Annotated in this window: 23 protein-coding genes; 4 read left to right on the top strand and 19 right to left on the bottom strand. The window is 56.2% G+C overall.

Features of this window, described 5'->3' with window-relative positions; genetic code table 11:
• Positions 1 to 175 precede the first annotated feature (175 nt).
• The 19 genes from glmU to rpmH form a co-directional block, all read right to left on the bottom strand.
• Positions 176 to 1,543: a bifunctional UDP-N-acetylglucosamine diphosphorylase/glucosamine-1-phosphate N-acetyltransferase GlmU gene (gene glmU, locus MEB48_RS16450; RefSeq protein ID WP_237885143.1), complete on the bottom strand. Its 1,368-nt coding sequence runs from the start codon at positions 1,541 to 1,543 to the stop codon at positions 176 to 178.
• A 118-nt stretch (positions 1,544 to 1,661) separates the two neighbouring features.
• Positions 1,662 to 2,087, bottom strand: coding sequence for a F0F1 ATP synthase subunit epsilon (locus MEB48_RS16445; protein ID WP_237885142.1), 426 nt, complete (start codon positions 2,085 to 2,087; stop codon positions 1,662 to 1,664).
• Between the two features lie 45 nt (positions 2,088 to 2,132).
• Positions 2,133 to 3,512, bottom strand: coding sequence for a F0F1 ATP synthase subunit beta (atpD, locus tag MEB48_RS16440; protein ID WP_095052280.1), 1,380 nt, complete (start codon positions 3,510 to 3,512; stop codon positions 2,133 to 2,135).
• A 27-nt stretch (positions 3,513 to 3,539) separates the two neighbouring features.
• Complete coding sequence (atpG, locus tag MEB48_RS16435) at positions 3,540 to 4,400, bottom strand: F0F1 ATP synthase subunit gamma (protein ID WP_007934344.1); 861 nt, start codon at positions 4,398 to 4,400, stop codon at positions 3,540 to 3,542.
• Positions 4,401 to 4,450: 50 nt separating this feature from the next.
• Positions 4,451 to 5,995: a F0F1 ATP synthase subunit alpha gene (gene atpA, locus MEB48_RS16430; RefSeq protein ID WP_237885141.1), complete on the bottom strand. Its 1,545-nt coding sequence runs from the start codon at positions 5,993 to 5,995 to the stop codon at positions 4,451 to 4,453.
• A 21-nt stretch (positions 5,996 to 6,016) separates the two neighbouring features.
• On the bottom strand, positions 6,017 to 6,553 hold the full coding sequence (locus MEB48_RS16425; protein WP_007903030.1) for a F0F1 ATP synthase subunit delta: 537 nt from the start codon (positions 6,551 to 6,553) through the stop codon (positions 6,017 to 6,019).
• A gap of 12 nt (positions 6,554 to 6,565) precedes the next feature.
• A complete protein-coding gene (locus tag MEB48_RS16420) occupies positions 6,566 to 7,036 on the bottom strand; it encodes a F0F1 ATP synthase subunit B (RefSeq protein WP_237885140.1) in 471 nt (156 codons plus the stop codon).
• 57 nt (positions 7,037 to 7,093) lie between these two features.
• Positions 7,094 to 7,351: a F0F1 ATP synthase subunit C gene (gene atpE / locus MEB48_RS16415; protein WP_002555987.1), complete on the bottom strand. Its 258-nt coding sequence runs from the start codon at positions 7,349 to 7,351 to the stop codon at positions 7,094 to 7,096.
• A gap of 133 nt (positions 7,352 to 7,484) precedes the next feature.
• A complete protein-coding gene (gene atpB / locus MEB48_RS16410; RefSeq protein ID WP_237885139.1) occupies positions 7,485 to 8,354 on the bottom strand; it encodes a F0F1 ATP synthase subunit A in 870 nt (289 codons plus the stop codon).
• Positions 8,355 to 8,370: 16 nt separating this feature from the next.
• A complete protein-coding gene (locus MEB48_RS16405; RefSeq protein ID WP_007903021.1) occupies positions 8,371 to 8,778 on the bottom strand; it encodes a F0F1 ATP synthase subunit I in 408 nt (135 codons plus the stop codon).
• A gap of 148 nt (positions 8,779 to 8,926) precedes the next feature.
• A complete protein-coding gene (locus tag MEB48_RS16400) occupies positions 8,927 to 9,799 on the bottom strand; it encodes a ParB/RepB/Spo0J family partition protein (RefSeq protein WP_095052275.1) in 873 nt (290 codons plus the stop codon).
• 9 nt (positions 9,800 to 9,808) lie between these two features.
• Positions 9,809 to 10,606, bottom strand: a complete 798-nt coding sequence (locus MEB48_RS16395; RefSeq protein ID WP_007934331.1) for a ParA family protein — start codon at positions 10,604 to 10,606, stop codon at positions 9,809 to 9,811.
• 18 nt (positions 10,607 to 10,624) lie between these two features.
• Positions 10,625 to 11,269, bottom strand: coding sequence for a 16S rRNA (guanine(527)-N(7))-methyltransferase RsmG (rsmG, locus tag MEB48_RS16390; RefSeq protein WP_095052274.1), 645 nt, complete (start codon positions 11,267 to 11,269; stop codon positions 10,625 to 10,627).
• The gene (gene mnmG, locus MEB48_RS16385; protein WP_237885138.1) at positions 11,266 to 13,158 is read right to left on the bottom strand and encodes a tRNA uridine-5-carboxymethylaminomethyl(34) synthesis enzyme MnmG; all 1,893 of its coding nucleotides are present in this window, start codon (positions 13,156 to 13,158) and stop codon (positions 11,266 to 11,268) included. The genes rsmG and mnmG overlap by 4 nt, the downstream gene beginning before the upstream one ends.
• 552 nt (positions 13,159 to 13,710) lie before the next feature.
• The gene (gene mnmE, locus MEB48_RS16380; RefSeq protein WP_237885137.1) at positions 13,711 to 15,081 is read right to left on the bottom strand and encodes a tRNA uridine-5-carboxymethylaminomethyl(34) synthesis GTPase MnmE; all 1,371 of its coding nucleotides are present in this window, start codon (positions 15,079 to 15,081) and stop codon (positions 13,711 to 13,713) included.
• Positions 15,082 to 15,160: 79 nt separating this feature from the next.
• A complete protein-coding gene (gene yidC / locus MEB48_RS16375) occupies positions 15,161 to 16,849 on the bottom strand; it encodes a membrane protein insertase YidC (RefSeq protein ID WP_237885136.1) in 1,689 nt (562 codons plus the stop codon).
• Positions 16,850 to 16,851: 2 nt separating this feature from the next.
• The gene (yidD, locus tag MEB48_RS16370) at positions 16,852 to 17,097 is read right to left on the bottom strand and encodes a membrane protein insertion efficiency factor YidD (protein WP_052966011.1); all 246 of its coding nucleotides are present in this window, start codon (positions 17,095 to 17,097) and stop codon (positions 16,852 to 16,854) included.
• On the bottom strand, positions 17,090 to 17,491 hold the full coding sequence (gene rnpA / locus MEB48_RS16365) for a ribonuclease P protein component (RefSeq protein ID WP_038983561.1): 402 nt from the start codon (positions 17,489 to 17,491) through the stop codon (positions 17,090 to 17,092). The genes yidD and rnpA overlap by 8 nt, the downstream gene beginning before the upstream one ends.
• A 16-nt stretch (positions 17,492 to 17,507) precedes the next feature.
• Complete coding sequence (gene rpmH / locus MEB48_RS16360) at positions 17,508 to 17,642, bottom strand: 50S ribosomal protein L34 (RefSeq protein ID WP_003213577.1); 135 nt, start codon at positions 17,640 to 17,642, stop codon at positions 17,508 to 17,510.
• Between the two features lie 567 nt (positions 17,643 to 18,209).
• Here rpmH and dnaA point away from each other — a divergent pair.
• Genes dnaA through gyrB form a run of 4 tightly spaced genes read left to right on the top strand, consistent with a single transcriptional unit; the run spans position 18,210 to position 24,420 of the window.
• Positions 18,210 to 19,730 carry a chromosomal replication initiator protein DnaA gene (gene dnaA, locus MEB48_RS16355; protein ID WP_237885135.1) on the top strand — a complete coding sequence of 507 codons (1,521 nt, stop codon included), beginning with the start codon at positions 18,210 to 18,212 and terminating at the stop codon, positions 19,728 to 19,730.
• A 39-nt stretch (positions 19,731 to 19,769) separates the two neighbouring features.
• The gene (gene dnaN / locus MEB48_RS16350; RefSeq protein WP_030132563.1) at positions 19,770 to 20,873 is read left to right on the top strand and encodes a DNA polymerase III subunit beta; all 1,104 of its coding nucleotides are present in this window, start codon (positions 19,770 to 19,772) and stop codon (positions 20,871 to 20,873) included.
• Between the two features lie 20 nt (positions 20,874 to 20,893).
• Positions 20,894 to 21,997, top strand: coding sequence for a DNA replication/repair protein RecF (gene recF / locus MEB48_RS16345; protein WP_237885134.1), 1,104 nt, complete (start codon positions 20,894 to 20,896; stop codon positions 21,995 to 21,997).
• A gap of 5 nt (positions 21,998 to 22,002) precedes the next feature.
• A complete protein-coding gene (gene gyrB / locus MEB48_RS16340) occupies positions 22,003 to 24,420 on the top strand; it encodes a DNA topoisomerase (ATP-hydrolyzing) subunit B (protein ID WP_030132565.1) in 2,418 nt (805 codons plus the stop codon).
• The last annotated feature ends 577 nt before the right edge of the window (positions 24,421 to 24,997 follow it).

Genomic DNA, 24,997 nt, shown 5'->3' with positions numbered 1-24,997 from the left:
AACTTCGTCAAGCGGGCATGCGAAAAAAGATCTGTGGATAAAAGCTTCGCGGGCAAGCCTCGCTCCTACAGGGCCGGAGTCGTAAACACATTTGTGAACGACCTCAAATCCTGTAGGAGCGAGGCTTGCCCGCGAAAGCGATCTCATGAGCGCCACATCATGCGCTGTGGATAACTTAACTCTTCTTGACCTTCTCCGGCCGTTTCCAGCCATCGATATTCTTCTGCCGAGCCCGCCCCACGGCCAACTGAGCCTTATCCACATTCTGCGTAATGGTCGAACCAGCCGCCGTCGTCGCACCCGCTGAGATATCCACAGGCGCCACCAACGAGTTGTTGGAACCGATGAACACATCTTCACCCAACACGGTTTTCCACTTGTTGGCGCCGTCGTAGTTACAGGTGATGGTGCCCGCGCCGATGTTGGTGCGCGCACCGATCTCGGCGTCGCCCAGATACGTCAGATGACCGGCCTTGGCGCCCTCGCCCAGGTGGGCATTCTTCAGCTCAACGAAGTTACCCACATGCGCGCGAGCTTCCAGCACCGTGCCCGGCCGCAAACGAGCGAACGGACCGGCATCGCTGCCTTCACCGAGCATCGCGCCTTCGATATGGCTGTTGGCCTTGATCACCACGCCTTTGCGCAGGGTGCTGTCCTTGATCACGCAGTTCGGGCCAATCACTACGTCATCCTCAATGACCACTTTGCCTTCGAGGATCACGTTGATGTCGATCAGCACGTCACGACCGACGGTAACCTCGCCACGCACATCGAAACGTGCCGGATCGCGCAGGGTTACGCCTTGAGCCATCAAACGACGAGCGGCGCGCAGCTGGTAGTGACGCTCAAGCTCGGCCAGTTGCTTGCGATCATTGGCGCCCTGCACTTCCATGGGGTCATGGGGTTGCTCGGTAGCCACCACCAGACCATCGCTGACCGCCATTTCGATGACATCGGTCAGGTAGTACTCACCCTGTACATTGTTGTTCGACAGACGGCTCGTCCAGTCGGCCAAGCGATCGGCAGGAACAGCAAGGATGCCGGTATTGCCTTCGTTGATGGCACGTTGAGCCTCGTTGGCGTCCTTGTGTTCAACAATGGCTGCAACTTTACCGTCAGTGTCGCGCACGATGCGGCCATAGCCAGTCGCATCGTCCAGTTCCACGGTCAGCAGGCCCATCTGCCCTGGCACGACATGCTTGAGCAAACGTTGCAGGGTTTCGACTTCGATCAACGGCACGTCGCCGTACAGAATCAGCACCGTGTCGGACTCGATGAACGGCACAGCCTGGGCCACTGCATGACCAGTACCCAGCTGTTGGTCCTGCAGGACGAAATTCAGGTCATCGGCGGCCAGGCGCTCGCGCACCACTTCAGCACCATGGCCGATCACCACATGGATGCGCTGGGGATCAAGTTGCCGGGCACTGTGGATAACATGGCCAAGCATCGAATTACCGGCAATAGGATGCAGGACTTTTGGCAAGGCCGAACGCATGCGAGTGCCTTGGCCGGCAGCGAGGATAACGATTTCAAGAGACATGACAGGCTACTAATCCTGGGAGGTCAGCGACTGCGACCGGGTGATGAAAGTCGGAAAAGAAAAAAGGGTAGCCGAGGCTACCCTTTTTAATCAATCGCACAAAAAGTCGAAGGCCGATTTAATGGCCGAACTTCTTGCGGATCTGCTGGACGGTGCGCAGCTGAGCTGCAGCTTCGGCCAGACGTGCGGCAGCAGCACCGTAGTCGAACTCACCGCCTCTGTCGTGCAGAGCCTTCTCGGCAGCCTTGACGGCTTCCTGAGCGGAGGCTTCATCCAGGTCGGCAGCACGTTGCACAGTGTCGGCAAGCACCTTGACCATGTTCGGCTGAACCTCGAGGAAACCACCGGAGATGTAATACACCTCCTCTTCCCCGCCCTGCTTGACCAGGCGGATCGGGCCCGGCTTGAGATTAGTGATCAACGGCGCGTGACCCAGAGCGATACCAAGATCACCCAGAGCACCGTGCGCAATCACCATCTCGACCAGACCGGAAAAGATTTCTCCTTCCGCGCTGACGATATCGCAATGGACTGTCATAGCCATCTGATTGCCTCAACCTAAATTAGCGCCCGTTGCCGGGCGCCGGGATTACAGTTTCTTGGCTTTCTCGATCGCTTCTTCGATGCCGCCGACCATGTAGAACGCTTGTTCTGGCAGGTGGTCGTAGTCACCGTTGAGGATGCCTTTGAAGCCAGCAATGGTGTCTTTCAGGGAAACGTATTTACCCGAAGCACCGGTGAAGACTTCAGCCACGAAGAACGGCTGCGACAAGAAACGCTGGATCTTACGAGCCCGGTTTACCAACTGCTTGTCGGCTTCCGACAGCTCGTCCATACCCAGGATCGCAATGATGTCCTTCAGTTCTTTGTAACGCTGCAGAACGTACTGAACGCCGCGAGCGGTGTCGTAGTGGTCCTGGCCGATTACGTTCGGGTCCAGCTGACGCGAAGTCGAGTCGAGTGGATCGACCGCCGGGTAGATACCCAGGGAAGCGATGTCACGGGACAGAACGACGGTAGCGTCCAAGTGGGCGAAGGTGGTCGCTGGCGACGGGTCAGTCAAGTCATCCGCTGGTACGTATACCGCCTGGATCGAGGTGATCGAACCTTCTTTGGTCGAAGTGATACGTTCTTGCAGAACGCCCATCTCTTCGGCCAGGGTCGGCTGGTAACCTACTGCAGAAGGCATACGGCCCAGCAGTGCGGATACTTCAGTACCGGCCAGGGTGTAACGATAGATGTTGTCGACGAACAGCAGAACGTCGTTACCTTCGTCACGGAACTTCTCGGCCATGGTCAGGCCGGTCAGTGCTACGCGCAGACGGTTACCCGGCGGCTCGTTCATCTGACCGTAAACCAGTGCCACTTTGTCCAGAACGTTGGAATCCTTCATCTCGTGGTAGAAGTCGTTACCCTCACGAGTACGCTCACCCACACCGGCGAACACGGAATAACCGCTGTGCTCGATGGCGATGTTACGGATCAGTTCCATCATGTTTACGGTTTTGCCTACACCGGCACCACCGAACAGACCGACTTTACCGCCCTTGGCGAACGGGCAAACCAGGTCGATAACCTTGATGCCGGTTTCCAGCAGGTCGTTGCCGCCCGCTTGTTCAGCGAAGGATGGCGCAGGACGGTGAATGCCCCAGCGCTCTTCGGTGTCGATCGGGCCAGCTTCGTCGATCGGGTTACCCAGAACGTCCATGATCCGGCCCAGGGTCGCTTTACCGACGGGTACGGAGATGGCTGTGCCGGAGTCGATGACGTCCAGACCGCGCTTCAAGCCTTCGGTGGAACCCATCGCAATGGTACGAACCACGCCGTCGCCCAGCTGCTGCTGAACTTCCAGGGTGGTCCCGGCCGCGCTTTGAACTGTCAGCGCGTTGTAGATGCTCGGTACGCTGTCGCGTGGAAATTCCACGTCGATAACGGCGCCGATGATTTGAACGATACGTCCGCTACTCATAGCTGGATCCTCTGAATATTTGAACCGTTAAACCGCGGCAGCGCCGCCGACGATTTCCGAGATCTCTTGGGTGATCGCAGCCTGACGCGCCTTGTTGTAGACCAGCTGCAAATCGCTGATCAAATCACCGGCGTTGTCGGTAGCGTTCTTCATCGCGATCATCCGCGCAGCTTGTTCAGCCGCGTTGTTCTCGACCACCGCCTGGTAGACCTGCGACTCCACGTAACGGACCATCAAGCCGTCAAGCAGCTCTTTGGCGTCCGGTTCGTACAGATAATCCCAGTGGTGCTTGAGTTCTTGATCCGGGGTTGCCACCAGTGGAATCAACTGCTCCACGGTAGGCTGTTGCGTCATGGTGTTGATGAACTTGTTGGACACCACGGACAGGCGGTCAATACGGCCGTCCAGGTAGGCATCCAGCATCACCTTGACGCTGCCGATCAGGTCATTGATCGACGGCTCTTCACCCAGGTGGCTGATAGCTGCAACGACGTTACCGCCGAAGTTGCGGAAGAAAGCCGCACCCTTGCTACCCACTACACACAGATCAATCTCGACGCCGTTTTCGCGGTTTACCGCCATGTCCTTGACCAGGGCCTTGAACAGGTTGGTGTTCAAGCCACCACACAGACCACGGTCACTGCTCACCACAACGTAACCGACGCGCTTTACTTCACGGTCGATCATGAATGGGTGGCGATATTCCGGGTTGGCGTTGGCCAGATGGCCAATAACCTGGCGGATGCGCTCCGCGTAAGGACGGCTAGCAGCCATGCGCATTTGTGCCTTGCGCATTTTGCTGACCGCCACTTTTTCCATGGCGCTGGTAATCTTTTGCGTGCTTTTGATGCTCGCAATCTTACTGCGAATCTCTTTTGCGCCTGCCATGTAACACCTATCAGGTTAGCAAGCGGGAGCCTTGCGGCTCCCGCTGCGGCTTACCAGGTTTGGGTGGCCTTGAACTTCTCGATACCGGCTTTCATGCCAGCATCGATTTCGTCATTGAAGTCACCCTTCACGTTGATCTTCGCCATCAAATCGGCGTGATCGCGGTTGAAGAAACCAATCAGCGCTTGTTCAAAGCTGCCGATCTTGGTGATTTCGACGTCAGTCAGGAACCCACGCTCAGCGGCATACAGCGACAGCGCCATGTCAGCGATCGACATTGGTGCGTATTGCTTCTGCTTCATCAGCTCGGTAACGCGCTGACCATGCTCAAGTTGCTTACGGGTCGCTTCGTCCAGGTCAGAAGCGAACTGGGCGAATGCCGCCAGTTCACGGTACTGAGCCAGAGCGGTACGGATACCACCGGACAGCTTCTTGATGATCTTGGTCTGAGCGGCACCACCCACACGGGATACCGAAACACCGGCGTTCACAGCAGGACGGATCCCGGAGTTGAACATGGCCGATTCCAGGAAGATCTGACCGTCGGTGATGGAAATCACGTTGGTCGGAACGAACGCGGAAACGTCGCCAGCCTGGGTTTCGATGATCGGCAGTGCGGTCAGGGAACCGGTTTTGCCGGTCACTGCGCCGTTGGTGAACTTCTCTACGTATTCTTCCGAAACGCGGGATGCGCGCTCCAGCAGACGGGAGTGGAGATAGAACACGTCGCCTGGGTAAGCTTCACGGCCTGGTGGACGGCGCAGCAGCAGGGAAATCTGGCGGTAAGCCACTGCTTGCTTGGACAGATCGTCATAAACGATCAGCGCGTCTTCACCGCGGTCGCGGAAGAATTCACCCATGGTGCAACCGGAGTACGGTGCCAGGAATTGCAGCGCAGGAGATTCCGAAGCACTGGCAGCCACGATGATCGTGTTGGCCAGAGCGCCGTTTTCTTCCAGCTTGCGAACCACGTTGGCGATGGTCGATTGCTTCTGACCGATCGCTACGTAGACGCAGAAAATGCCGCTGTTTTTCTGGTTGATGATCGCGTCGATCGCCAGAGCGGTTTTACCGATCTGACGGTCACCGATGATCAGCTCACGCTGGCCACGGCCGACAGGGATCATGGCATCGACAGCCTTGTAGCCAGTCTGTACAGGCTGGTCTACCGACTTACGCCAGATCACGCCAGGAGCAACTTTCTCGACCGCGTCGGTCTCGGTGTTGCCCAGTGGACCTTTGCCGTCAACAGGGTTACCCAGTGCGTCGACTACGCGACCCAACAGTTCCTTACCCACCGGAACTTCGAGGATGCGGCCGGTGCACTTGGCGCTCATGCCTTCAGCCAGAGACTGGTAAGCGCCCAATACAACGGCACCTACAGAGTCTTGCTCGAGGTTGAGAGCCATACCGAAGACGCCGCCCGGAAACTCGATCATCTCGCCGTACATAACGTCGGCCAGACCGTGAATCCGCACGATACCGTCAGATACGCTGACGACAGTGCCTTCGTTACGGGCTTGGGAGGTCACATCGAGTTTGTCGATGCGGCCCTTGATAATTTCACTTATTTCGGAAGGATTGAGTTGCTGCATTGCTCTGCTGCCCCTTCAAACTCAAGATTTCAATGCTTCGGCAAGGTTCGCGAGTTTGCCGCGAACCGAGCCATCGATAACCAGGTCGCCGGCGCGGATGACAATGCCCCCGATCAGGGATTTGTCTTCCTCGACTTGCAGGCGCACTTCCCGGTTGAGTCGTGCACTGAGAACCTTGGCGAGTTTGTCTTGCTGTTCTTGGTTCAATGCAAAAGCACTGGTCACTTCAACGTCTACCGACTTCTCTTGTTCGGCCTTGTACAGGTCGAACAGAGCGGATATCTCCGGCAAAAGCGGGAGACGGTCGTTTTCGGCAACGACGTTAATGAAGTTCTGTGCCTTGGCATCAAACTTGTCGCCGCACACGTCAATAAACGTGGCGGCCTTGTTTGCGCTCGTCAGTCGCGGGGCCTTGAGCACGCGCTGCATGGTGTCGTCTTGCGACACTGCTGCAGCCAGGCCGAGCATGGCTGACCAAGAGGCCAGTTGCTGGTGGGCCTGGGCGTGCTCGAAGGCTGCCTTAGCGTAAGGTCGGGCCAACGTGGTCAATTCTGCCATGATCGCCCTCGCTTAAATTTCAGCAGCCAGTTTGTTTACCAGCTCCGCGTGCGCGTTTTGATCGATTGTGGCACCCAGGATCTTCTCGGCGCCGCCGACAGCCAGTGCACCCAGTTGGGCACGCAGCACGTCTTTGACACTGTTCAGTTCCTGCTCGATCTCGGCCTGAGCCTGAGCCTTCACACGGTCAGCGTCGACACGGGCTTTTTCAACAGCCTCTTCGACGATCTGGTTACCGCGTTTCTTGGCTTGCTCAATGATTTCGGCTGCCTGAGCTTTCGCTTCGCGCAGTTGCTGACCCACTTTCTCATGGGCCAACTCCAGGTCGCGAGCTGCTCGGCTGGCAGCGTCCAGTCCATCCGCGATCTTCTTCTGACGTTCGTGCAAAGCCGCGATGACCGGAGGCCACACGAACTTCATGCAAAACAGTACAAAAATGAAGAACGCAACGGACTGGCCAATCAGGGTTGCATTAATGTTCACGCCAACACCTCGCTCATTCGTTGCACATCACACCAATCAACTCGAAGGTTCGAGTGATTAGCCAGCGAGTTGACCAACGAATGGGTTCGCGAAGGTGAAGAACAAAGCGATACCAACACCGATCATGGTTACGGCGTCGAGCAGACCGGCAACGATGAACATTTTGACTTGCAGCATTGGAACCATTTCTGGCTGACGCGCTGCGCCTTCCAGGAACTTGCCGCCCAACAGGCCGAAACCAATTGCGGTACCCAGTGCGCCCAGGCCGATCAACAGTGCAACAGCGATAGCGGTTAGACCAACTACAGTTTCCATCTTTCCTCCCGACTTTTACGTCGTATGGTTTAGGTTTTTTAGATTTTAAAGCGGTAAAACAAATCGTTTCATAGCCCTGTTCGGGCACCCACCCGTTTTACCGGGTGGGACATCAGACCAGTCGAGACTGGTCTTAATGGTTCTCTTCGTGCGCCATCGACAGGTAAACGATGGTCAGCATCATGAAGATAAACGCCTGCAGGGTGATGATCAGGATGTGGAACACAGCCCACGCCCACTGCAGAACTACGCCCAGGCCACTAAGCCAGAGCAGACCGCTACCGAACATCACAGCAATCAGAATGAAGACCAGCTCGCCGGCGTACATGTTGCCGAACAGACGCAGTGCCAGGGAGATTGGCTTGGCCACCAGCGTCACGAACTCCAGCAGGAAGTTCACCGGGATCAGCAGGGCTTGAACGAAAATGTTCTTGCTGCCGAACGGGTGCAGGGTCAGTTCGCCGATGAAGCCGCTGATGCCCTTGACCTTGATGCTGTAGAAAATGATCAACGCGAATACCGACAGGGACATGCCCAGGGTCGCATTCGGGTCAGTGGTCGGAACGGCACGGAAGACCAGATGCGGGTCGCCGGTAATGATGGCGGCTACCTGCGGAATCCAGTCAACCGGTACCAGGTCGACGGCGTTCATCAGGAACACCCAGACAAAAATCGTCAGGGCCAATGGCGCGATCAATGGATTGCGGCCGTGGAAAGTATCTTTCACGCTGCCGTCGACGAACTCGATCAGAACTTCGACGAAGTTCTGCAGGGCGCCTGGTTGACCGGAAGTCGCCTTTTTCGCCGCCATGCGGAAAAGAAGAACGAAGATCAGACCCAACGCGACCGACCAGCCGAGAGTATCGACGTGGAAAGCCCAGAAGCCCATTTCTTTGGCTTCTGCTGCGGTGTGGGCAAAACCCCACCCGCCAGTTGGGTGCTGACCGAAGGTCAGGTTCTGCAAGTGGTGCTGGATATAGCCCGAAGCGGTTGTCTCTGCCATGGTTGCCTCAAACGCCCTAAGGTCTCGAAAGTCTTGTTCTCATTAGCAGGGGAGCGAACCAGCTAACCAGTTGGGTCAGCACGAAGACGCCGAATACTGCTAACGGCGCCAATGGCTTCACACCTGCAAACGTCAATGCAAACAGCACTGCCGTCAAAATCAGTTTGCCCGCCTCGCCGGCATAAAAAGACCGGACGATGGCTTGAGCTGCTCGGGCGCCGGAAAACCGAAATGCCCTGTGAGCGAAATAAATATTGGGAAGCAAGGCTATCAGGCCTCCGCAGAGTCCTGAGTACCCGGCAACGACTCCATGCCATTGCCAGAGCGCCAAAGCGGCAATCAGCAAAACGACAAATTGAGCCATTAACACCGGAAAAACTGCCAGGCGATGGAACGGCAAGCGGTCTGGCGTGCGGTTTTCCATCACTTTTACTCCCCAATGGTCGGCTGCCGGAATTCAATAACCTGGCATAATTTGTGCCGACAAAATGCGCGCAGAGTATAGGGGCGGTTCTGCCCCTATTCAACTGTCAGGTAGTGATTTCCGACTTCACGCTACATGAGGAATTGTTTCAACGGATGTGTGCGAGTACACCTTGAAGCTCATCAAGAGAGTTGTAGCCGATCACCAACTGACCCTTACCCTTCTTTCCGTGGCGAATCTGCACCGCAGAGCCTAGGCGCTCGGCCAGGCGCTGCTCGAGACGGGCGATATCCGGGTCGGGTTTTGCCGGTTCCACAGGCTCCGGTTTGCCACTCAACCACTGGCGAACCAGTGCTTCAGTCTGGCGCACAGTCAGCCCCCGTGCGACAACATGTCGCGCCCCTTCGACTTGTTGGTTTTCCGGCAAACCGAGCAAGGCACGCGCATGACCCATTTCCAGGTCACCGTGAGACAGCATGGTTTTGATGACTTCCGGCAACGCAATCAAACGCAACAGGTTGGCGACGGTGACGCGGGACTTACCCACAGCCTCGGCCACTTGTTGCTGAGTCAGCTGGAATTCTTGCTGCAAACGCTGCAAGGCCACCGCTTCTTCGATCGGATTGAGGTCTTCGCGCTGGATGTTCTCGATCAGCGCCATGGCGATGGCGGTTTCATCCGACACATCGCGAACCATGGCCGGGATGGTTTCCTGACCAGCCTGCTGGCTCGCGCGCCAGCGGCGTTCGCCAGCGATGATTTCGAAGCGGCCGCCGCCGATCGAACGAACCACGATCGGCTGCATCACGCCCTGAGCCTTGATCGATTGCGCCAACTCCTCAAGCGCTTGTGAGTCCATGTCCCGCCGCGGCTGGTATTTGCCACGCTGGAGCAGGTCCAGCGGCAGATGCTGCAGTTCACGTTGGTCGGCCTGTACAGCCTGTTCTTCCAGCGCGCTGACAGTCGGACCACTCAGCAGTGCATCCAGTCCACGTCCGAGACCTCGTTTCTTGACGGCCATGGGGATTCCTTAAGTTGCCTGAGCAGCGGCGGTGCGTGAGTTTTTGCGTTGACGGCGAACCATCTCGCCGGCCAATGCCAGGTAGGCAATCGCGCCCCGCGATGATTTGTCGTACGCCAGCGCGGGCATCCCATAGCTTGGCGCTTCGGCCAGACGGATGTTGCGCGGAATCACGGTGTCGTAGAGCTGATCGCCGAAGTGTTCCTTGAGCTGCGCCGATACGTCGTTCATCAGGCTAAGACGCGGGTCGTACATGGTCCGCAACAGGCCTTCGACTTTCAGGTTCGGGTTCAGCAGTTCGGCAATGCGCTTGATGTTATCCACAAGGTCGCTCAACCCTTCGAGCGCGAAGTACTCGCACTGCATGGGGATAATCACCCCGTCGGCGGCAACCAACGCGTTGAGCGTCAACATCGACAGCGACGGCGGGCAGTCGATCAAAATGTAATCGTAGTTTTCACGGATCGGCGCCAACGCACTGCGCAGACGACTTTCCTTCATCTGCATTTCCAGCAGAACGACTTCGGCCGCGGTCAGGTCACGGTTGGCCGGCAGCAACTGGTAACCACCGTGTTCGGAATAGTGCATGGCCTGGGCCAGATCGCATTCACCGATCAGCAGGTCGTAGACCGAATTTTCCAGGCCGTGTTTATCCACACCGCTACCCATGGTGGCGTTGCCCTGTGGATCGAGATCGATCAACAGCACCCGACGCTTGGTAGCGACCAGGGAAGCTGCGAGGTTGATGCAGGTGGTGGTCTTGCCCACACCACCCTTTTGGTTCGCTATCGCGAATACCTTAGCCATTCTTGCTTGTGTTCCCAATCATGCCGTGCGGCGCAGTATCAGCAGATGGCGTTGGCCTTGGCAACCGGGTACGGCCAGGGCGTGTTCGCTATCGAGGTGGAAGTCTGTCGGCAATGCTACCAGCTCATCAGCGGGATGAACGCCCTTCATTGCCAGCCAACGTGTATCGGCGTCGCCCAAATGGCGAGTCCAGTTGCTGAAGTTCTCCATGCTGCTGAACGCCCGGGAAATGATCCCGTTGAATGGCAGTTCCGGCTGGAAGGCTTCGACGCGACTGTGGATAACTTGCAGGTTATCCAGTTTGAGTTCGAGTTTGACCTGGGTCAGGAAGCGGGTTTTCTTGCCGTTGCTGTCCAGGCAGGTCACTTGCGACTCGGGAAACAGGATCGCCAAGGGAATCCCTGGCATGCCGCCGCCACTGCCCACATCCAGCCAACGGCCGTTTTCGATGAAGGACATAACGCTCAGACTATCAAGCAAATGCCTTGAAACCATTTCGTCTGGATCGCGCACGGCGGTGAGGTTGTAGGCCTTGTTCCATTTTATCAACAGGGCCAGATAACCCAGCAGCTGTGCATGCTGGGCTTCCGTCAGGTTGACACCGAGCTGGCGCGCACCTGTGGATAACTCTTCGGCGTGTTGCGAGGTGACCAACGAACTCAAGCGCTTTGCTCCAACTGACGGCCCGCGCCGCGTTTTTTCAAATGAATCATCAACAGCGAAATCGCTGCCGGAGTCACGCCCGGAATACGCGACGCCTGCCCCAATGTCTCTGGACGGGTCGCGCCGAGCTTGCTCTGGATCTCTTTCGAGAGACCGGAAATGTTTGTGTAATCGATATCCACAGGCAGTTTGGTGTCTTCGCTGGCCCGCAAGCGCGCGATTTCATCCTGCTGACGATCGATGTAACCGGCGTATTTGGTCTTGATTTCGACCTGTTCGGCGACCTGTGGATCTTCTGCGCCCCCACCGGTCACGGCGATCAAACCAGCGTAGTCGATTTCCGGACGGCTCAGCAGGTTGAGCAAATTGTATTCGTGGGTCAGCGGTGTGCCGAACTTCTCGGAAATCGCATCGCCCTGCTCGGTGCCCGGGCGAACCCAGGTACTTTTCAGGCGTTGCTCTTCCAGATCGATGCTTTCGCGTTTCTTGCAGAACGCTGCCCAACGCAGGTCATCCACCAGACCCAATTCGCGACCTTTTTCGGTCAAGCGCAGGTCGGCGTTGTCTTCGCGCAGGATCAAACGGTATTCGGCGCGGGACGTGAACATCCGATACGGTTCCTGGGTACCCAGGGTAATCAGGTCGTCGACCAAAACGCCGATGTACGCCTCGTCGCGACGCGGGCACCAGGCGTCTTTGCCCTGAGCACGCAGTGCGGCGTTGGCTCCGGCCAGCAAACCCTGGGCGCCGGCTTCTTCGTAACCGGTGGTGCCGTTGATTTGCCCGGCGAAGAACAGACCGCCGATCACTTTGGTTTCCAGGCTGTATTTCAGGTCACGCGGGTCGAAGTAGTCGTACTCAATGGCGTAACCCGGACGAACGATGTGCGCGTTTTCCATGCCGCGGATCGATTGCACGATCTGCAGCTGTACGTCGAACGGAAGGGAAGTCGATATCCCGTTCGGGTACAGCTCGTGGGTGGTCAAACCTTCCGGCTCAATGAAGACCTGATGGCTTTCCTTGTCGGCAAAGCGGTGAATCTTGTCTTCGATCGAAGGGCAATAACGTGGGCCGATGCCTTCGATCACACCGGAATACATCGGCGAACGATCAAGATTGGAGGCAATGATTTCGTGGGTACGAGCGTTGGTGTGGGTAATCCAGCAGCTGACCTGTTTCGGGTGCTGCTCTTTGGAGCCCATGAACGACATCACCGGAATCGGGGTATCGCCTGCCTGTTCGGTCATCACCGAGAAATCCACAGAACGACCGTCGATACGCGGCGGTGTGCCGGTTTTCAGGCGACCGACCCGCAATGGCAGTTCGCGCAGACGATGAGCCAGCGCAATCGACGGCGGATCACCAGCGCGACCGCCGGAATAATTCTGCATGCCGATGTGGATAAGTCCACCAAGGAAGGTGCCAGTGGTCAACACCACGGAATCTGCGAAAAAACGCAGGCCCATTTGGGTGACAACACCGCGCACTTGTTCCTGCTCGACGATCAGATCGTCAGCAGCCTGTTGAAATATCCACAGGTTCGGCTGGTTTTCCAAAGCTTCGCGGACAGCGGCCTTATACAGAACCCGATCTGCCTGAGCGCGGGTTGCACGCACGGCTGGGCCTTTGCGGCTGTTCAATACTCGAAACTGAATACCGCCTTTATCGGTAGCCATGGCCATCGCGCCGCCCAGGGCATCGATTTCTTTAACCAAATGGCTTTTGCCGATCCCGCCAATGGCAGGGTTGCAACTCATGGCACCGAGGGTTTCCACGTTATGCGTCAGCAACAGGGTTTTTGCCCCCATGCGTGCTGACGCCAGTGCTGCCTCGGTACCGGCATGACCGCCGCCGATGACGATCACTTCAAAACGGGAAGGGAAATCCACCACGCACCTCGTGCCTGCTTCAGTCAGGTAATCCGGAAATAGTTTGAGCTCAGGTTTTTGGACCTGGTCGGCAAGTATAGGGACTTCGCCCTTCCTAAAGAACCCTTTGCACAAAATTTAACCAGCTGTGGAGAACTCGAGGTTATAGAAATTAAAAAGAGAGAAATTTATTAAATCTTTGTTTTTATGTTTATTTCTACTGAGCCACCTTTCTGTGGATAGATTGATACAGCCCTTTATTTTCAATATGTACAGAGATTCAAAACCCTGTGGTCATGTGCCAAGGAGGCCCTTGGATAACCGGTGTAAGCCTGTGGATGAAAGGGGTGGTTATCCACAGAGGTGGTTATCTTCAGTTTTGAGGCCTTGTTATCAACTGCCCTTAGCGGCACTTATTCACAGGGCTTAATCCACAGAAAAGCCGGTCGAATGAGCAAATCCCGGGCAAGGGAAATCCGTTCGAGCGAAGAATCTGCTCGGCACTGGGGAAAAATTTCAGAAAAGGAGAGAACAGACAGGCCCGAATGGCCTGTCTGGGGACAGCGGAAGGGACTATTTACCGATACAGAAGCTGGAAAAGATCCTTCCGAGCAGATCATCGGAGCTGAACGCACCGGTGATTTCGCCCAAAGACTGCTGCGCCTGCCGCAAATCTTCGGCCAGCAATTCACCGGCACCCGCTAACGTCAGCTGTGCACGGCCATGCTCGAGGGACGCACTCGCATGACGCAGTGCCTCCAGGTGACGCCTGCGAGCACTGAAGCTGCTTTCGGAGGTCTGCTCGTAACCCATGCAGGCCTTGAGATGTTCGCGCAACAGTTCCAGTCCCATGCCGGCGGATTTGGCACTGAGGCTGATTGTGACATGGCCATCGTCACTGACCTCCAGGGCAATCGCTTCGCCCGTCAGGTCAGCTTTGTTACGGATCAGCGTAACTTTTGCCGGGTCAGGGCGGGTTTCGAGGAATTCAGGCCACAAGGCAAATGGATCAAGGGCCTCGGGAGCTGTGGCATCGACCACCAGCAGTACTCGATCCGCTTCGCCAATGGCTTTCAAGGCCCGTTCGACGCCAATCTTTTCCACTTGGTCATCGGTATCACGCAAACCAGCCGTGTCGACCACATGCAACGGCATTCCATCAATGTGGATATGTTCGCGAAGAATGTCTCGGGTAGTGCCGGCAATTTCGGTGACGATCGCGGCTTCTCGTCCAGCCAAGGCATTCAGAAGGCTGGATTTGCCGGCATTCGGCCGGCCGGCGATCACCACGGTCATGCCGTCACGGAGCAAGGCCCCTTGCCCGGCTTCACGCAGCACTGTGGATAATTCGTCGCGCACTTTGTCGAGCATGCTCAGTACGTGGCCATCGGCGAGGAAATCGATTTCTTCTTCGGGGAAGTCGATGGCTGCTTCGACGTAAATCCGCAGGCCTATCAATTGCTCGGTGAGATTATGCACACGCTGGGAAAACGCACCCTGCAACGAACGCAGGGCATTGCGTGCCGCTTGTGCAGAACTTGCCTCGATCAAATCGGCGATGGCCTCGGCCTGAGCCAGATCGAGCTTGTCGTTGAGGAAGGCACGCTCGCTGAATTCACCCGGCCGGGCCAGACGACAACCCAGTTCCAGGCAACGCTTGAGCAGCATATCCAGAACGATCGGCCCGCCGTGGCCCTGCAGCTCCAGAACATCTTCACCGGTGAACGAATTCGGTCCCGGGAAATATAGCGCGATGCCTTCGTCCAGCACCTCTTCGTTTGCACTGAGGAACGGGCCGTAATGGGCAAACCGCGGTTTCAGTTCGCGACCGCTGATGGCTTTGGCTGCCAGACTCGCCAGCGGCCCGGAAATACGGACGATGCCCACACCGCCGCGACCTTGAGCGGTAGCGACGGCAGCAATGGTTTCACGAGGAATGCTCATAAACCGGTATCCAGACAAAAGTGACAGATAGCAAAACGCCCCACTAGGGGGCGTTTTGAGTGGTTATCCACAGAGTAAGTTACGCCTCGGCTTTTTTGGCAGCCGCTTCGATCTTACGCGTGATGTACCACTGTTGTGCGATGGACAGCACGTTGTTCACAACCCAGTACAGCACCAGGCCCGCCGGGAACCACAGGAAGAAGAAGGTGAAGATGATCGGCATCATTTTCATGACCTTCGCCTGCATCGGATCTGGAGGCGTCGGGTTCAACTGCTGCTGGATGAACATGGTTGCACCCATGATGATCGGCAGAATGAAGAACGGATCCTTGATCGACAGGTCAGTAATCCACAGCATGAACGGCGCCTGACGCATTTCCACGCTTTCCAGCAGAACCCAGTACAGCGAAAGGAAAACCGGCATCTGCACGAGGATTGGCAAGCAGCCACCCAGTGGATTGATCTTCTCTTTCTTGTACAGCTCCATCATGGCTTGCGACATTTTCTGCCGGTCGTCGCCATGTTGCTCTTTCAGCGCGGCCAGTTTCGGTGCTACTGCACGCATGCGCGCCATGGATTTGTAGCTGGCAGCCGACAGCGGGAAGAAAATCCCCTTGATCAGCATGGTCAGGAAGATGATCGACCAGCCCCAGTTACCAACCAGTGAGTGGATATTTTGCAGCAACCAGAAGATTGGTTGGGCAATGAACCACAGAATGCCGTAGTCGACAGTCAGTTCCAGGCCTGGGGACAACTCTTTCAGCACAGCCTGGCTTTTCGGACCGGCGTACAGAACGGCGCTGGTTTCAGCTTTCGCACCTGGCGCAACAGTCATTGCCGGGGCGGTGTAGCCGATGATGTAGTTGCCTTTGCTGTCTTTACGGGTCTGGACGATGTTGTTTTCGCCCTTGACCGGAATCCATGCAGTCACGAAATAGTGCTGCAACCAGGCAACCCAACCACCGGTGACAGTTTCTTTCAGCGGAGCCTTGTCCATGTCGCTCATCGACACTTTCTTGTACGGCTCGTTACTTGTCCACAGGGCGGCGCCCAGGTAAGTCGCGGTGCCGGTGGCGGTGCTGGAAGAAGGATCGGAGCTGGCATCACGCTTCAATTGCGCGAACATTGCACCGGACCAGGGCTGAGCGCTCTGGTTGTCGATCAGGTAGGAAACGGTTACGTCATACAGGCCACGTTTCAGTGTGAAACGCTTGATGTAGTTGACGCCGTCTTTGCTGAACTTAAGGTCCACGACCAATTGGTCCTGACCGTTAGCCAGTTGATAAATCTTCTTCTCGGAGGAGTAAACCGGACGACCGGCAGGACTTGCGTCCGGACCGTTGGTGCCGATCAGGCCGCTCTGAGCCAGATAAGTCCGCTCGTTGCCGTTATCGAACAGCTGGAATGGAATTTCCGGATGGTCCTGGCGACGTGGATACAGCGGCAACGTCAACTGGGCAACATCACCACCTTGTGGATCGATGGCCAGGTTGAGCACATCCGTTTTGATCTGGATGAGGTCTTTGCTTGCAGCCACTGGCGTTTCAGCAGGTGCAGTTGCACTGGTATCGCTTGCGGCGCGTGGAATGTCGTCACTGACAGAAGCATTATTGCCAGTCGCCGTGTCCGGTAGGCCCGGTGCGGTAGTACTGGAAGCAACATTCTGAGTCGGCAAGGCAGCCTGACCATAGTCCTGGTTCCATTTAAGAACCATAACGTAGGACACGATTGCCAGGGCGACGATCAGGATCGTGCGTTTGATATCCATGATTACTCGGCCATCGAAGAAGAACGGGAGGTAGGGATAGATGGAACCGGGTCATAACCACCGGGATTCCACGGATGACAGCGACCTAAACGACGAAAGGTCAGCCAGCCACCGCGCAGAAGGCCATGATTTTCAATGGCTTCATACGCGTAGCAGGAACAACTGGGGTAGAAACGACAGTGACTGGCCATCAAAGGACTAATGGCATAGCGATAAAACTGGATCGGAACGAGCGCCAGTTTACGCATCGGGACTGTCTACCCCTACAGTTTCGGTTTTGACTGCTGGTACCGGCTTGCTGCGTGCCAGACGTTTCCAGAGTTTGTCGAAATGCTGAATCAATTCGGGGCTTTCTACGTCACCCAAACCTTTGCGCGCGACAATAACGATGTCCCAACCGACCAGTAAATCCTGGTTCAGGCGAAACGATTCGCGCATCAGACGTTTGAGGCGATTGCGCTCGACGGAGAGCTTTACGCTCTTTTTCCCGATAACCAGCCCGAGACGGGGGTGATCAAGATCGTTGTTGCGCGCAAGGAGCAGGAGATTTTTCCCCGGAACCTTGCCGGTAGGGGAGTCAAAGACTGCCTTGAAATGTCGGGGGGTAAGCAGACGCTTTTCCCGACTGAAGTCCTGACTCACCTCCAGTGCCGGATTATCAAACTGCCAGACGCGCACGACCTTTGGCGCGACGACGCGACAGGACGGCACGACCGTTCTTGGTAGCCATGCGAGCACGGAAACCGTGGGTACGAGCGCGTTTGATAGTGCTTGGTTGGAAAGTACGTTTCATTGTCGTGTTACCTGGTTCGTCCACAACGGGCCGGAATGGCCCCCGTTTTAAGAGACCGGGGATTCTAGAGAAAGCAAGCCTCTAGGTCAATTTCCAACCAGCGTTTCCTTATAAATAGATCTCCAGACGATTTGCTCGCCGAAGGTCGTTGGCTAGATATAGAAATAAAGAAGGGAATTATTTAAAGCTTTTCTGTAAAGCTTATAAAAGCTAGGCACACGATCATCTGTGGATAACTGGCTTAAGCCCTTCTAAACCGTGATGTACAGAGAATGACAACTACGCTGGAAAACAGTGATCAGCCTGTGCTGCGCTGTCGGATAACCTGTGTGTGAAAAGGCCAGTTATCCACAGGCAGGTTATCCACTGAGTTTCGCCCCCACTTGTCCAGTGCCCTCATGGGCTGTTATCCACAGAGCTTATGCACATACCGTTGGTCTTCTTTTCTAGGGTTAATGCCTTGATAAATCATGTCCTGTGCGCAACCTGCATGTGGATAAGTGGACGACTGGTCGCTACAATGACCGCTTGTTTTTGCCTCACCGGCTTTCAACTTAGGGGATATCCGTGTCAGTGGAACTTTGGCAGCAGTGCGTAGAGCTTTTGCGCGATGAGCTGCCTGCCCAACAATTCAACACTTGGATCCGTCCACTACAGGTCGAAGCCGACGGCGATGAGCTGCGTGTCTACGCGCCGAATCGTTTTGTTCTCGACTGGGTCAATGAAAAGTACCTGGGCCGCGTCCTTGAACTGCTGGATGAGCATGGCAATGGCCTGGCGCCGGCGCTTTCCTTATTAATAGGCAGCAAACGCAGTTCGACACCGCGGGCGGCACCCAATGCCCCGTTGGCTGCTGCGGCGTCCCAGGCTCAGGCCGCTCAAGCGCCTGCCAGCGCTCCAGCACCCGTTCCGGCAGCTGCTCCGACCAAACGTGCGACACAAAAAGTTGCTGAAGTCAGTGAAGAGCCGTCCCGCGACAGCTTCGATCCAATGGCCGGCGCCAGTTCGCAACAGGCCCCGGTCCGCTCCGAACAGCGCACGGTCCAGGTTGAAGGCGCGCTCAAGCACACCAGCTACCTGAACCGCACCTTTACCTTCGAGAACTTCGTCGAAGGCAAGTCCAACCAACTCGCCCGGGCTGCGGCCTGGCAGGTGGCGGACAACCCCAAGCACGGCTACAACCCGCTCTTCCTTTATGGCGGTGTCGGCTTGGGTAAAACCCACTTGATGCATGCTGTGGGTAACCATCTATTAAAGAAGAATCCGAATGCCAAGGTTGTGTACCTGCATTCCGAGCGTTTTGTCGCGGACATGGTCAAGGCTTTGCAGCTGAATGCGATCAACGAGTTCAAGCGCTTCTACCGCTCGGTGGATGCCTTGCTGATCGATGACATTCAGTTCTTCGCCCGCAAGGAGCGCTCCCAGGAAGAGTTTTTCCACACCTTCAATGCCCTGCTTGAAGGTGGCCAGCAGGTCATTCTTACCAGTGACCGCTACCCGAAAGAAATCGAAGGTCTTGAAGAACGCCTGAAGTCACGTTTCGGCTGGGGCCTGACGGTTGCCGTCGAGCCGCCGGAGCTGGAAACCCGCGTGGCGATCTTGATGAAAAAGGCCGACCAGGCCAAAGTCGATCTGCCACACGACGCGGCGTTCTTCATTGCCCAGCGTATTCGCTCCAACGTTCGTGAGCTGGAAGGCGCGCTCAAACGCGTGATCGCCCACTCGCACTTCATGGGCCGCGATATCACCATCGAGCTGATTCGCGAATCCCTGAAAGACTTGTTGGCGCTGCAAGACAAACTGGTCTCTGTGGATAACATTCAGCGCACCGTCGCCGAGTATTACAAGATCAAGATATCCGACCTGTTGTCCAAGCGTCGTTCACGCTCGGTGGCACGTCCGCGTCAGGTCGCCATGGCGTTGTCAAAGGAACTGACCAATCACAGCTTGCCGGAAATCGGCGATGTGTTTGGCGGTCGCGACCATACGACTGTTTTGCACGCCTGCCGCAAGATCAACGAGCTTAAGGAATCCGACGCGGACATCCGCGAGGACTATAAGAACCTGCTGCGTACACTGACTACTTGATGAACACCAGCGCAGCTTATTAAGGCAAGGGACTAGACCATGCATTTCACCATTCAACGCGAAGCCCTGTTGAAACCCCTGCAACTGGTCGCAGGCGTCGTCGAGCGCCGACAGACCTTGCCGGTGCTTTCCAACGTGCTGCTGGTTGTCGAAGGCCAGCAACTGTCGCTGACCGGTACCGACCTGGAAGTCGAGCTGGTCGGTCGTGTGCAACTCGAAGAGCCTGCGGACCCGGGTTCCATCACTGTGCCTGCGCGCAAGCTGATGGACATCTGCAAGAGCCTGCCAAACGATGCGCTGATCGACATCAAGGTCGATGAGCAGAAGCTCGTGGTGAAGGCCGGCCGTAGCCGCTTCACTCTGTCGACCCTGCCGGCCAACGACTTCCCGACAGTGGAAGAAGGCCCGGGCTCGCTGACCTGCAGCCTCGAGCAAAGCAAACTGCGTCGTCTGATCGAACGCACCAGCTTCGCCATGGCGCAGCAGGACGTACGTTACTACCTAAACGGCATGCTGCTGGAAGTCTCGGCTGGGGTCATCCGCGCCGTAGCCACCGACGGTCACCGTCTGGCCATGTGCTCGATGCAGGCCGATATCGGTCAGCCGGATCGTCATCAGGTGATCGTGCCGCGCAAAGGTATTCTGGAACTGGCGCGTCTGCTGACCGAACCGGATGGCAACGTCAGCATCGTGCTGGGCCAGCACCACATCCGTGCCACCACCGGCGAGTTCACTTTCACTTCGAAACTGGTCGACGGTAAATTCCCTGACTACGAGCGTGTTCTGCCTAAAGGCGGCGACAAACTGGTACTCGGCGATCGCCAGGCGCTGCGTGAAGCGTTCAGTCGTACCGCGATTCTGTCCAACGAGAAGTACCGTGGCATTCGTCTGCAACTGGCTAATGGTCAGCTGAAGATCCAGGCGAACAACCCGGAGCAGGAAGAAGCGGAAGAAGAAGTAGGTGTTGAGTACAACGGTGGCTCTCTGGAAATCGGTTTCAACGTGAGCTATTTGCTCGACGTTCTTGGCGTGATGACCACCGAGCAAGTTCGCTTGATCCTGTCCGACTCCAACAGCAGTGCGCTGGTGCAAGAGTCCGACAACGACGACTCGGCCTACGTTGTCATGCCGATGCGTCTGTAATCATGCTTAGCAGAAGCTAGATGTCCTTAAGTCGCGTCTCGGTCACCGCGGTGCGCAATCTGCACCCGGTGACCTTCTCCCCCTCCCCCCGCATAAACATTCTTTACGGCGCCAACGGCAGCGGAAAAACCAGTGTTCTGGAAGCCATTCATCTGCTGGGGCTTGCCCGTTCGTTTCGTAGCAGCCGTCTGTTACCCGTCATTCAATACGAGCAATTGGCATGTACGGTGTTTGGCCAGGTCGAATTGGCCGAGGGTGGACATAGTGCGTTGGGGATATCTCGCGACCGTCAGGGTGAGTTTCAGATCCGCATCGATGGGCAGAATGCCCGCAGTGCAGCGCAACTGGCGGAGATCCTGCCGCTGCAGCTGATCAACCCGGACAGTTTCCGCTTGCTTGAAGGGGCGCCGAAGATACGCCGGCAGTTTCTCGACTGGGGAGTGTTCCATGTGGAGCCCCGCTTCATGTCCACGTGGCAGCGCTTGCAGAAGGCCTTGCGCCAGAGAAACTCTTGGCTGCGGCATGGTACACTTGACGCCGTTTCGCAAGCGGTTTGGGACAGGGAGCTGTGCCAGGCCAGCGCTGAAATAGATGAATACCGCCGCGCTTACATCAAAGCCTTGAAACCAGTCTTTGAACAGACCTTGAGCGAACTTGTTGAGCTTGAGGGCTTAACGCTCAGCTATTACCGAGGTTGGGACAAAGACCGGGAATTGAGTGCAGTGCTCGCCGGATCCCTTCAGCGGGATCAGCAAATGGGTCATACCCAAGCCGGACCACAACGCGCTGATTTGCGTCTTAGATTGGGCGCACATAACGCCGCGGACATCCTGTCCCGTGGTCAGCAGAAGTTAGTGGTTTGCGCATTGCGGATCGCCCAAGGGCACCTGGTTAGCCAGGCCCGTCGCGGCCAGTGTATTTATCTGGTGGATGACCTGCCGTCTGAACTGGACGAGCACCACCGTCGCGCGCTTTGTCGCTTGCTGGAAGACTTACGCTGCCAGGTCTTTATCACCTGTGTAGATCACGAATTATTGAGGGAAGGCTGGCAGACGGAAACGCCAGTCGTTCTGTTCCACGTGGAACAGGGCCGTATCACCCAGACCCACGACCATCGGGAGTGAAGGCATTGAGCGAAGAAAATACGTACGACTCAACGAGCATTAAAGTGCTGAAAGGCCTGGATGCCGTACGCAAACGTCCCGGTATGTACATTGGTGACACTGACGATGGCAGTGGTCTGCACCACATGGTGTTCGAGGTGGTCGATAACTCGATCGACGAAGCTTTGGCCGGCCATTGCGACGACATCAGCATCATCATCCACCCGGACGAATCCATCACCGTTCGCGATAACGGTCGTGGCATCCCGGTAGACGTGCACAAAGAAGAAGGCGTTTCGGCGGCCGAGGTCATCATGACCGTGCTGCACGCCGGCGGTAAATTCGACGATAACTCCTACAAAGTATCCGGCGGTCTGCACGGTGTAGGTGTATCGGTGGTGAACGCACTGTCCAAAGAGCTTGTTCTTACAGTGCGCCGCAGCGGCAAGATCTGGGAACAGACTTACGTCCACGGTGTTCCGCAAGAACCGATGAAAATCGTCGGCGAGAGCGAGACAACCGGTACCCAGATTCACTTCAAACCATCGGCTGAAACCTTCAAGAATATTCACTTCAGCTGGGACATTCTGGCCAAGCGGATTCGCGAACTGTCCTTCCTCAACTCCGGTGTCGGCATCGTCCTCAAGGACGAGCGTAGCGGCAAGGAAGAGCTGTTCAAGTACGAAGGTGGTCTGCGTGCGTTCGTTGAATACCTGAACACCAACAAGACTGCGGTCAACCAGGTGTTCCACTTCAACATCCAGCGGGAAGACGGCATCGGCGTTGAAATCGCCTTGCAGTGGAACGACAGCTTCAATGAGAACCTGTTGTGCTTCACCAACAACATTCCGCAGCGCGATGGCGGTACTCACTTGGTGGGTTTCCGTTCGGCCCTGACGCGTAACCTGAATACTTACATCGAAGCTGAAGGTCTGGCGAAGAAGCACAAAGTCGCCACCACCGGTGACGATGCCCGTGAAGGCCTGACGGCGATCATTTCGGTAAAAGTGCCGGATCCGAAGTTCAGCTCCCAGACCAAAGACAAGCTGGTGTCTTCCGAAGTGAAGACCGCGGTCGAACAGGAGATGGGCAAGTACTTCTCCGACTTTCTGCTGGAGAACCCGAACGAAGCCAAGCTGGTCGTCGGCAAGATGATCGACGCGGCGCGTGCGCGTGAAGCCGCGCGTAAGGCCCGTGAGATGACCCGTCGCAAAGGCGCGCTGGATATCGCCGGCCTGCCAGGCAAGCTGGCTGACTGCCAGGAAAAAGACCCTGCCCTCTCCGAACTGTACCTCGTGGAAGGTGACTCTGCTGGCGGCTCCGCCAAGCAGGGACGCAACCGTCGCACCCAGGCCATTCTGCCGTTGAAGGGCAAGATCCTGAACGTCGAGAAGGCGCGCTTCGACAAGATGATCTCTTCGCAAGAAGTAGGCACCTTGATCACCGCGCTGGGTTGCGGCATCGGTCGCGACGAGTACAACATCGACAAGCTGCGTTACCACAACATCATCATCATGACCGATGCTGACGTCGACGGTTCGCACATCCGTACCCTGCTGCTGACCTTCTTCTTCCGTCAGTTGCCGGAGCTGATCGAGCGCGGCTACATCTACATCGCTCAGCCTCCGCTGTACAAGGTCAAGAAAGGCAAGCAAGAGCAATACATCAAAGACGACGACGCCATGGAAGAGTACATGACGCAGTCGGCCCTGGAAGATGCGAGCCTGCACCTGAATGACGAAGCCCCGGGTATCTCCGGTGAAGCCCTCGAGCGTCTGGTGAATGATTTCCGTCTGGTGATGAAGACCCTCAAGCGTCTGTCGCGCCTGTACCCACAGGAACTGACCGAGCACTTCATCTACCTGCCAGCCGTCAGCATGGAGCAATTGTCCGATCATGCAGCGATGCAGGATTGGCTGGCTCAATACGAAGTTCGCCTGCGCACCGTCGAAAAATCCGGTCTGGTTTACAAAGCCAGCCTGCGAGAAGATCGTGAGCGTAACGTCTGGCTGCCAGAGGTCGAATTGATCTCCCACGGTCTGTCGAACTACGTCACCTTCAACCGCGATTTCTTCGGCAGCAACGATTACAAGACCGTCGTCTCCCTGGGCGCTCAACTGAGCACCTTGCTGGACGAAGGCGCTTATATTCAGCGCGGCGAACGCAAGAAAGCCGTCACCGAGTTCAAGGAAGCCCTTGAATGGCTGATGGCCGAAAGCACCAAGCGTCATACCATCCAGCGCTACAAAGGACTGGGCGAGATGAACCCGGATCAGCTGTGGGAAACCACCATGGATCCGGGCTCGCGCCGCATGCTCAAAGTGACCATCGAAGACGCCATTGGCGCAGACCAGATCTTCAACACCCTGATGGGTGATGCGGTCGAACCTCGCCGTGACTTCATCGAAAGCAACGCATTGGCGGTTTCCAATCTGGACTTCTGATCCGGTGTAGATTCAAAGAATAGTTATCATTTTCACAAATAGATGATCGACGATCGTCCGGAAACGACTCAAAAGGCCAATTCTCTGAATTGGCCTTTTTTGTGCGCAGATGTTCGGCTCCCCTCCCCTTCTATTAATGAAGCCCACCCCATCTCACTCGGGTGGAGAGCTGAGCCTGTCACGACACGCGGATGCTGCTGCACACTCTTCTGTTGTCTTGATGCTTGGTCAGATCTTGGAATATTTAATAGTGATAACGCTGGGCTTTTTAATGGAAAAGAATTTTTAGGCATGGGGTTGACCACGCATTTTAATCCTGTATTATTTGCCTCCCGCTAACGAGCAGCTTGAAGCTGATTTTGGCCTAAGCAGTTGATTTTATTAATAAAATTATAAGCTTTTAAGGGTGAGGAAGTGCTGTATAATGCACGCCTCGGTTGAGACGAAAGCTCTTAACCAACCGCTCTTTAACAACTGAATCAAGCAATTCGTGTGGGTGCTTGTGGAGTCAGACTGATAGTCAACAAGATTATCAGCATCACAAGTTACTCCGCGAGAAATCAAAGATGTAACCAAC

It is taken from the genome of Pseudomonas sp. PGPR40, from assembly GCF_022014505.1.
Taxonomy (GTDB): Bacteria; Pseudomonadota; Gammaproteobacteria; order Pseudomonadales; family Pseudomonadaceae; genus Aquipseudomonas.
Note: the sequence above shows the minus strand (reverse complement) of the source record. Positions and strands in the feature narration are given on the sequence as shown.